Annotated in this window: 7 protein-coding genes and 2 pseudogenes; 4 read left to right on the top strand and 5 right to left on the bottom strand. The window is 39.2% G+C overall.

Translation table 11 applies throughout. The features are described 5' to 3' along the window. Positions 1-343 (bottom strand): annotated as a pseudogene (locus L652_RS01000000123250) (YaiI/YqxD family protein); the annotation flags it as partial. A gap of 130 nt (positions 344-473) precedes the next feature. On the opposite strand from L652_RS01000000123250, the gene L652_RS0104745 reads away from it, so the two are divergent. Continuing rightward, complete coding sequence (locus L652_RS0104745; RefSeq protein WP_024595862.1) at positions 474-995, top strand: lipocalin family protein; 522 nt, start codon at positions 474-476, stop codon at positions 993-995. Positions 996-1,470: 475 nt separating this feature from the next. On the opposite strand, the gene L652_RS0104750 is transcribed toward L652_RS0104745, so the two are convergent. From L652_RS0104750 to L652_RS0104760, 3 genes are read right to left on the bottom strand one after another with little or no spacing between them, the layout of a single operon-like run. Further along, complete coding sequence (locus L652_RS0104750; RefSeq protein WP_024595861.1) at positions 1,471-1,806, bottom strand: DUF3325 domain-containing protein; 336 nt, start codon at positions 1,804-1,806, stop codon at positions 1,471-1,473. After that, on the bottom strand, positions 1,803-3,404 hold the full coding sequence (locus tag L652_RS0104755) for a PepSY-associated TM helix domain-containing protein (RefSeq protein ID WP_024595860.1): 1,602 nt from the start codon (positions 3,402-3,404) through the stop codon (positions 1,803-1,805). Before L652_RS0104755 ends, L652_RS0104750 begins: the two co-directional genes overlap by 4 nt. Beyond that, positions 3,401-3,742 carry a hypothetical protein gene (locus L652_RS0104760; RefSeq protein WP_002959167.1) on the bottom strand — a complete coding sequence of 114 codons (342 nt, stop codon included), beginning with the start codon at positions 3,740-3,742 and terminating at the stop codon, positions 3,401-3,403. The genes L652_RS0104755 and L652_RS0104760 overlap by 4 nt, the downstream gene beginning before the upstream one ends. 227 nt (positions 3,743-3,969) lie before the next feature. Here L652_RS0104760 and L652_RS0104765 point away from each other — a divergent pair, with 227 nt between their 5' ends. The 3 genes from L652_RS0104765 (at position 3,970) to L652_RS0104775 (ending at position 6,023) form a co-directional block, all read left to right on the top strand. Next, a complete protein-coding gene (locus L652_RS0104765; protein ID WP_024595859.1) occupies positions 3,970-4,326 on the top strand; it encodes a VOC family protein in 357 nt (118 codons plus the stop codon). A gap of 150 nt (positions 4,327-4,476) precedes the next feature. Further along, complete coding sequence (locus L652_RS0104770; RefSeq protein WP_024595858.1) at positions 4,477-5,058, top strand: uracil-DNA glycosylase family protein; 582 nt, start codon at positions 4,477-4,479, stop codon at positions 5,056-5,058. Between the two features lie 86 nt (positions 5,059-5,144). Continuing rightward, the gene (locus tag L652_RS0104775; protein ID WP_024595857.1) at positions 5,145-6,023 is read left to right on the top strand and encodes a bile acid:sodium symporter family protein; all 879 of its coding nucleotides are present in this window, start codon (positions 5,145-5,147) and stop codon (positions 6,021-6,023) included. Between the two features lie 318 nt (positions 6,024-6,341). Here the strand turns inward: L652_RS0104775 and L652_RS01000000123255 are convergent. Next, a pseudogene (locus tag L652_RS01000000123255) lies at positions 6,342-7,265 on the bottom strand (cell surface protein); the annotation flags it as partial.

Here is a 7,265-nt window from a genome sequence, read left to right on the forward strand (position 1 = left end):
GTATCCATAAAGTCGCGCACGTTAAGTATTGAGCGGATATTCTCGGTGGTATAAAGCTCGCCACGTGGGTTGAGTGCTTGCCCGCCGTTATCAATTACTTCACTTGCTAGCGGAATATCGCCTGTAATAACTAAATCGCCTTTTTCAACACGTTTTACTATTTCGTCGTCGGCTACANATCAAATCCCGACGATACTTGAACGCGGCTTATGTATTTTGACGGCGGAATACGCATTGCGTGATTCGCTACTAAAATAGTCTCGATTTTCATACGCTCTGCAGCTCTAAAAAGTATTTCTTTTATAACAACAGGACACGCGTCTGCATCTACCCAAATTTTCATGCTATGGTCATTTTTATTGCTTTAGAATTAATATGATCCTATAGCAAATTTTTTTAATCGGCTAGCAAACTTTATATCCATCTATATTTAGATAATACGTACGATTTATGTAATTAAAAAAGGAGCTTACATGAAGGCTATTAAATACGGTTTACTTATTACAGGGTTATTTTTTCTTAGTGCCTGCACCAGCCCTCCTGAGGGAATAATACCCGTTAAAAACTTTGATATACAAAAATATAAAGGCAAATGGTTTGAAATAGCGCGTCTTAATCACTCATTCGAAGAAGGGATGGAGCAAGTTACCGCGACTTATTCAATTAACGACGACGGCACAGTAAAGGTCCTTAACAAAGGGTATTTAACGGATGATAAAAAATGGGATGACGCCGAAGGCTTAGCCAAGTTTGTTGAGGGCACCGACACAGGGCATTTTAAAGTCTCGTTTTTTGGTCCATTTTATGGCGCTTACGTGATTTTTGAACTTGACCAACCCGATTATCAATATGCATTTATAACCAGTTACAACAAAGATTACTTGTGGTTTTTGTCGCGTACACCAACGGTTAGCAAAGAGCTTAAAGAACACTTTTTAACTAAAGCTAAAGAGTTGGGCTTTGCTACTGATGAACTAATTTGGGTTGAGCAATAAACAATGTAAAGCCCCTTTACAGTAGTAATAAAAGAGTCACCTAACTGTAAAGTAACTTAAATATATTATGGTTATATTGTGTGTACTTGCCGTGAGACAGCAAGTATTAGAAACACTGAATATCCCCTATTGTTGGCAAGCTATATAGCTTGCCATTTTTTTTGCCTAGGGCGTGTTGATCTTTGTGGATTGAAATCTGTTCAATCTAGGGGCGATTAAATCGCGGCGCGAGGTTTGTAACCTAGTGGGCTAAGTAAAAACCGAGCAACAAAGAGTTAATCGTCCCTAGAAAGAACCCAAAGGGCAGCGCATGTTTGGTATTTATGCTGCGTTATCGCCTATTTATGGGGAATAACCACACTACATAGGCTCTGCCTTGCCTAAATACCAAACAGTCTGCTGCAAATTCACCCACCAAAGATCAACACGTCCTAATCTATGAGAAAATAACGGATCACGTTTTTACTAACTAAGGCTAGTTTAATGCTAAAAACAACCCACTTAGTACAACTAACACGCTATTTAAAACACTAAACCACTTCACGTAGCCTACTAAAAAATTATAAAAAACCATTATAATTAAGACACTTAGGCTCATAAATCCGCAAAATAGTAATGCACCATATCCATCTTGAGTAACTATACAAAGCACCAAGCTTAGTAAAATACTGATCCAAGCAACTAATAGCAGCTTTTTACGTTGGGGTTCTGTAGGGCGTTTTTTAAATACATCTTTAAAATGATTATACTTAGCTAGCGCAAAACAGTTAAAACTGAGCAGGCATAGGCTAAACCCAAGTAAATCAATCATGGTTTTTGCCCTTTAAAGTTATTAGATTGACTAGGGCTGGTTATTTTTGAGTTGTTTTTAGCAGTACGTAATTTTTCGGTTTGTATAAAAAACAATATACTAAATAACAAAAACAGTGCATCAAAAGTAAATAAAGCCCACTGTTTGTGCATCAAATAGCTAACTAGATTACCGTTAGTTGTAAGGGCATTAATAACCGGTACGCTTAAACATGCAACAGCATTTATAGCTGCCATAACTCGCCATTGCAGTGTGTCGCGCTTTATAAGTGCTAAAAGAGCAACCGCTAGCCATGTTAAAAAGAACGCGAGTATTTCTTTATCGGCGCGCTCTGCGGTAGTTGAGCTAAGTAGTCTGTTAGCAATAAAAAATGCACACGTTGCCAGTGGAAGTCCCATAATAGTGGCTAGGTTTAACCCTTCAACTAATTTTAAACCAAACGAAGGTTTAACGTTATTTTTAGTTCGCTCGCGAATTCGCTTAGCCCACATAATACAGCCAGAGCCAATCATTACACAGCCTGCAATACCGCCTAATACGTATAACCAGCGCAACAACCACGTAGCTAAACGCCCTGTATGCATAGAATTAAGCGATTCGTAAAGCGCTTTGCTGCTAGTTAGCTCGTCATCAGTTTTAGCGACCATTTGCCCTGTAGCACCACTAAATATTAAGCGTGGTGCTTGGTCACGTAGTGTTTTACCTGCGCTTACCAATACGGTAATTGTTGAAGCTGCCATATTTGGTTGGTTAACTTGTACGCGAGTAATATCTGTATGAGGCCACTTAGTATAAACCTGATCTAAAATGCGTTGTATTGGCACCATTGGCAATTCGCCTTGGGCTTTATCGGTCATGGTATTGCGAGGTGTTACATCGTTAAAAAAGCCACGCATGCCGTCATCATAAGACGTTTGCGCAGGGTAGGGAAACAACATAAATATAAGTGTAATTATACCAGTGTAAGTAATCATTAAATGAAAAGGAAGGGCAAGCACAGAGCTTAAGTTATGGGCATCTAACCATGTACGGCTACCTTTGTTACGCCTAAAGCTAAACATATCTTTAAAAATACGCTTATGAATAACCACCCCCGATATAATGGCAATCAGCATAAAAAAGCTAGCAAAGCACACAATCCAGCGTGCGGTTATTGCATCCATGTAATGTAAATCATAGTGCAGCCGATAAAAAAAGTTACCGCCTTTAGTATCTACAAAGGGCTCAAGCTCTTGCATGGTATTAGGGTTTAGCTGTGTGTTTTCAAACCGGCTGCGGCGCTGGCCTGGCTCTTTTGGTTTTGCATAACCATAAATTAAATAAGGAATACGCGGCTCGGGTAATGTAATACGCCAGCTTGATGAGTGAGCTCCATGGCTAGCTAAGTAATCAAATCCGGTAATTATTTGTTGTTTTTGCGCTTCTATACGCTGTGTTTGGGCTTGCACATTATGAATGGCTGGTTGATTCCACAACGTTATTTCGTCTCTAAAAAAGCTAAGAGTCCCTGCAAAAAATATTAAATATAATAACCAACAAACGAGTAACCCTACCCAAGTGTGCAACCAAGTCATCGATCTGAAAAAGCTGTCTTTCATACCCAACCCTTCAGTAATGCAAGCAATCCTATGAACGCTCCTGTACTTAGTAAAATACTGATCCATACTGTTTTTAATGATTTAACGCTAAAAGCATAAATAAATACAACGGCATAAATTAAAATGCTGATTGAAACACTAAACAGCACAGCGTCTTGTTTAGCTATTGGCAATACAAAACTTAATAACGCAGTGCTTGCAGAGGTAAAAGCATAGCCACCAATTATGGCAATAAAAAAACGTAAAAATACCAAAACTCGATAACTGCTTACGCTTTTTACTATAAGCGCAATCACGTTAACCTTATCGAATGGCGCACTGTGCAAAGGTGCCTGCATAGTTAATTAATCCCTTTATTTAAAGCTGAGGATAAAACAAAGGCGCTATTATATATGTTACAAATACAAAAGATAGTTATTCTCATTTGTGATATTTAATTTTTAAGTAAGTTATGCTTACTTAATTACTTAGTAAAATACTGATCTGATATTGTTTAATGATATTGCACAGGCTCTATGTAAAGCTTAAGGTTAATAAACTGAGTAAAAATAAAGAGTGAATAACGATGAGCGATCACGAAAAACTAAATTACGTTGAGTTTCCTGCATGCGACTTACCCGCAACTAAGGCCTTTTTTAGTCGTGTATTTAATTGGCAGTTTACTGACTACGGCCCAGAATACACGGCGTTTAGTGGCCAAGGGCTCGATGGTGGCTTTTTTAATGCGCCGCTTAAATCGCTAACTCAAAACGGTGCTGCGCTATTGGTTTTTTATAGTAACGACATTCACGCCACGTATAGAAAAGTACAACTCCATGGTGGCACAATATTAAAACCTATTTTTGAATTTCCGGGTGGTTGCCGGTTTCATTTTGCAGAGCCAAGCGGCAATGAATTTGCTGTATGGGCCGAGCAACGCTAGGTTTTACAAGGCTTGTAGCGCGAATGAGCTTAAAGATCACGATTTTACTAACTAACGCTCGTTTTAATTAAAATAAACCGATTTTTTACCAACTCATTTATCCTAAATGGCCATTTAGGATAAATATTAAGCATTTAAGGCCAAATAAACATGAATAGTCACCAATTAATAGAGCAAGTTAGTAAATGCGTGATCTGTGAACCTCATTTACCTTTAGGGGCTCGTCCTGTTATACAATTTAACCCAAACGCACGTATTTTAATTGCAGGGCAAGCACCTGGAATCAAAGTTCACGAAACAGGTGTGCCGTTTAACGATACAAGCGGAAACCGCCTGCGAGAATGGCTTGGGCTAACACGTGATGAATTTTACGACGCTAATAATATAGCCATTTTACCTATGGGCTTTTGCTACTCGGGTAGGGGGAAGTCGGGTGATTTACCACCGAGAAAAGAATGTGCGCCTGCATGGCGCGAGCAATTATTGGCTGCACTACCAAATATTGAGCTGACAATAGTGCTTGGTAAATACGCGCAGGCGTATCATTTACCAGAGACTAAAAAAATGCCACTTACGGAGTTAGTAAAATCGTGGCGTGAGTATTGGCCAAATTATTTAGTGCTTCCACATCCGAGTCCGCGTAATAATATATGGCTTAAAAAGAACCCATGGTTTGAACAAGATGTACTTCCAGAACTAGATAAGCACGTGGCTGCTATTTTAAATAAGTAATACTTCTAGTTATTGTAAAGGGGCGTTACAGTTAACTTAAAAATTAACACTCTAATTAAAAACAATAACAAACGAGGCTGTCTAATTTGAATGCATCTATATTAACCGAAGTAATACTTCCGCTCGCTCTTGCACTTATTATGTTTGGTATGGGTCTTGGGCTCACAACAACCGATTTTACTCGTCTATTTAAAAACCCGCTTGGCATTGTCATGGGTTTAATAGGCCAACTTGTAGCAATGCCTTTATTAGCATTAGGGCTGTGTTATTTACTAAACCTACCAACGCCTATCGCTATTGGTTTAATGATATTAGCTGCCTGCCCAGGTGGTACTATGTCAAATGTAGTAAGCCAGCTTGCTAAAGCTAATTTAGCGCTTTCGGTAAGTTTAACAGCTGCCTCTACCGCAATTAGTATAATAACCACACCGTTTATTATTGGCTTTGCTATGAGTCAGTTTGCCCCAGCAGACGATGCTACTTTTTCTATTTTAACTACTTCATTAGGGCTATTTTTTATTACCTTAGTGCCAGTTGCTATAGGCATTTGGTTACGTCACTTTAAAAGTGATTTTGCTATTAAAGCAGAGCCGTTTTTTAGACGCTTCTCGTTGTTTTTTATGCTTATGATGATTGCCGCACTAGTAATAAAAGAGCGCGATTTATTAGTTAGCTCATTTAACAACGTATTTTGGGCGTGCATAGCGCTTAATATTGGTTCAATGGTTGTTGGTTGGTTAATTGCTAAGTGTTCAAAATTAAATTTAACTGATTCGCTGACGCTTTCAATTGAGGTTGGAATTCAAAATGCATCGTTAGCTATTTTAATCGCTATTAGCTTTTTAAATAAACCAGAATACGCAGTTACCGGTGGCGTGTATGGCCTTGCCATGTTTATAGGACCACTGCTATTAATTGGCGGGTTAAAGCTTAAAAATAAACGTACCGCTAGGGCTGTTAACTAGGACTTTTAATTAGGGCTTGTTGACCAAGTTACTTTAATTTATGGCTGCGGATAACGTAGCCTTAAACTCAAGTCTAAAAATACCACCAGTTAAATGTATGCTCTGCACTCATCGCGCCAACAAGTTGTAAGCTTATAAAACACTCTCAAGCTTGAATATTGCGCCAGGCGCTGAGCTTGCTCGCGCAAGGAGCGAAGCTTCTAATAACTAAGGCGCATTTTAGGATGGGATAAGAGTGTAAGTAATACGGTAAAAAAGCAGTTAATTATTTAGTTACTAAAACAGCGCCTCAAATATGAGGCGCTACTTTAAAACTTACTATTTGGTTTGCATGTTTTTAGCGCGTTCTTCTGCATCTATTAATGCTTGCGATTTAGGCGCGCGTTTTTTCTCTTCTATTTTGGGTTTTTCAGTTGAGTCAGGATCCCAGCTTGAGTCTAACGATAAGTTAGCAAATGGATTGTTACTGTCTGCTTTTTTAGGCTCACTTTGTGGCTCATCAACTGGCGGTGTTGTTTGTGCTTGCTCAGGTGTTGAGCTTTGTTTTTTAGGCATCGGCTTTTCACCAGGTAATGGTGCATCTGGGTTAAATGTACGTACCTCTGGTTCTTTAAAGTCTTGCTCTGTTGTATATGTAGTCGATTGAGCGTCAGCAATTTTCTCTGGTGCGTGTAAATCTACAACCGGCTCACTCGCTGTTACTGGCTCAGGAGTACTAATAACCGGCTCTACAGTGTTATGTTCGGCTTCTATTGGCGCAGGCTCCGTTATATGAGCAGTATGGTGCTTACGTTGTTTTTTTACAGGCTTTGCATCTGGATCAAAGTCGCGTACTTCTGGCTCATTAAAGCTGCTGGCATTTTTAATACGCTCTAAGGTTGTTTTGGCGGCGGCTTCAAACTCGGCTGTATTAGGCTCTGGTTTTTGTTTTACTTCGTTAAATGTAGCGGTACTTGTTTGCCCTAAAGTATCTGCTGGCTCTATTTGTGCAGGCTCAATTTCTCTTGTTTGCGATGGTGTAACTACGTTGTTTTGCTCATCTAAAATTTGCGGTGGTGTATGTTCAATATCAGCATTTTGTGTAGTGTTCGTAGGCTCTAAAGGCTCTTCATTTGCCTCTACGCTGCTCTCAACTGGTTTATTATTTTGAGTTACTTCGTTGATGACGACAGGCTCAATCTCTGGCTCTTTTGTAGTTTCAGGTTTAGCTGGCGTAGCAATTTTTTCTGATTTAACTTCAGG

The sequence above is a fragment of the Pseudoalteromonas sp. TB25 genome (assembly GCF_000497995.1).
GTDB lineage: Bacteria > Pseudomonadota > Gammaproteobacteria > Enterobacterales > Alteromonadaceae > Pseudoalteromonas > Pseudoalteromonas distincta.

Bases quoted from the DNA above. Each gene is read 5' to 3' on its own strand.
- L652_RS0104745 (WP_024595862.1), top strand. From the start codon at position 474: ATGAAGGCTATTAAATACGGTTTACTTATTACAGGGTTATTTTTTCTT.
- L652_RS0104750 (WP_024595861.1), bottom strand. From the start codon at position 1,806: ATGATTGATTTACTTGGGTTTAGCCTATGCCTGCTCAGTTTTAACTGT.
- L652_RS0104755 (WP_024595860.1), bottom strand. From the start codon at position 3,404: ATGAAAGACAGCTTTTTCAGATCGATGACTTGGTTGCACACTTGGGTA.
- L652_RS0104760 (WP_002959167.1), bottom strand. From the start codon at position 3,742: ATGCAGGCACCTTTGCACAGTGCGCCATTCGATAAGGTTAACGTGATT.
- L652_RS0104765 (WP_024595859.1), top strand. From the start codon at position 3,970: ATGAGCGATCACGAAAAACTAAATTACGTTGAGTTTCCTGCATGCGAC.
- L652_RS0104770 (WP_024595858.1), top strand. From the start codon at position 4,477: ATGAATAGTCACCAATTAATAGAGCAAGTTAGTAAATGCGTGATCTGT.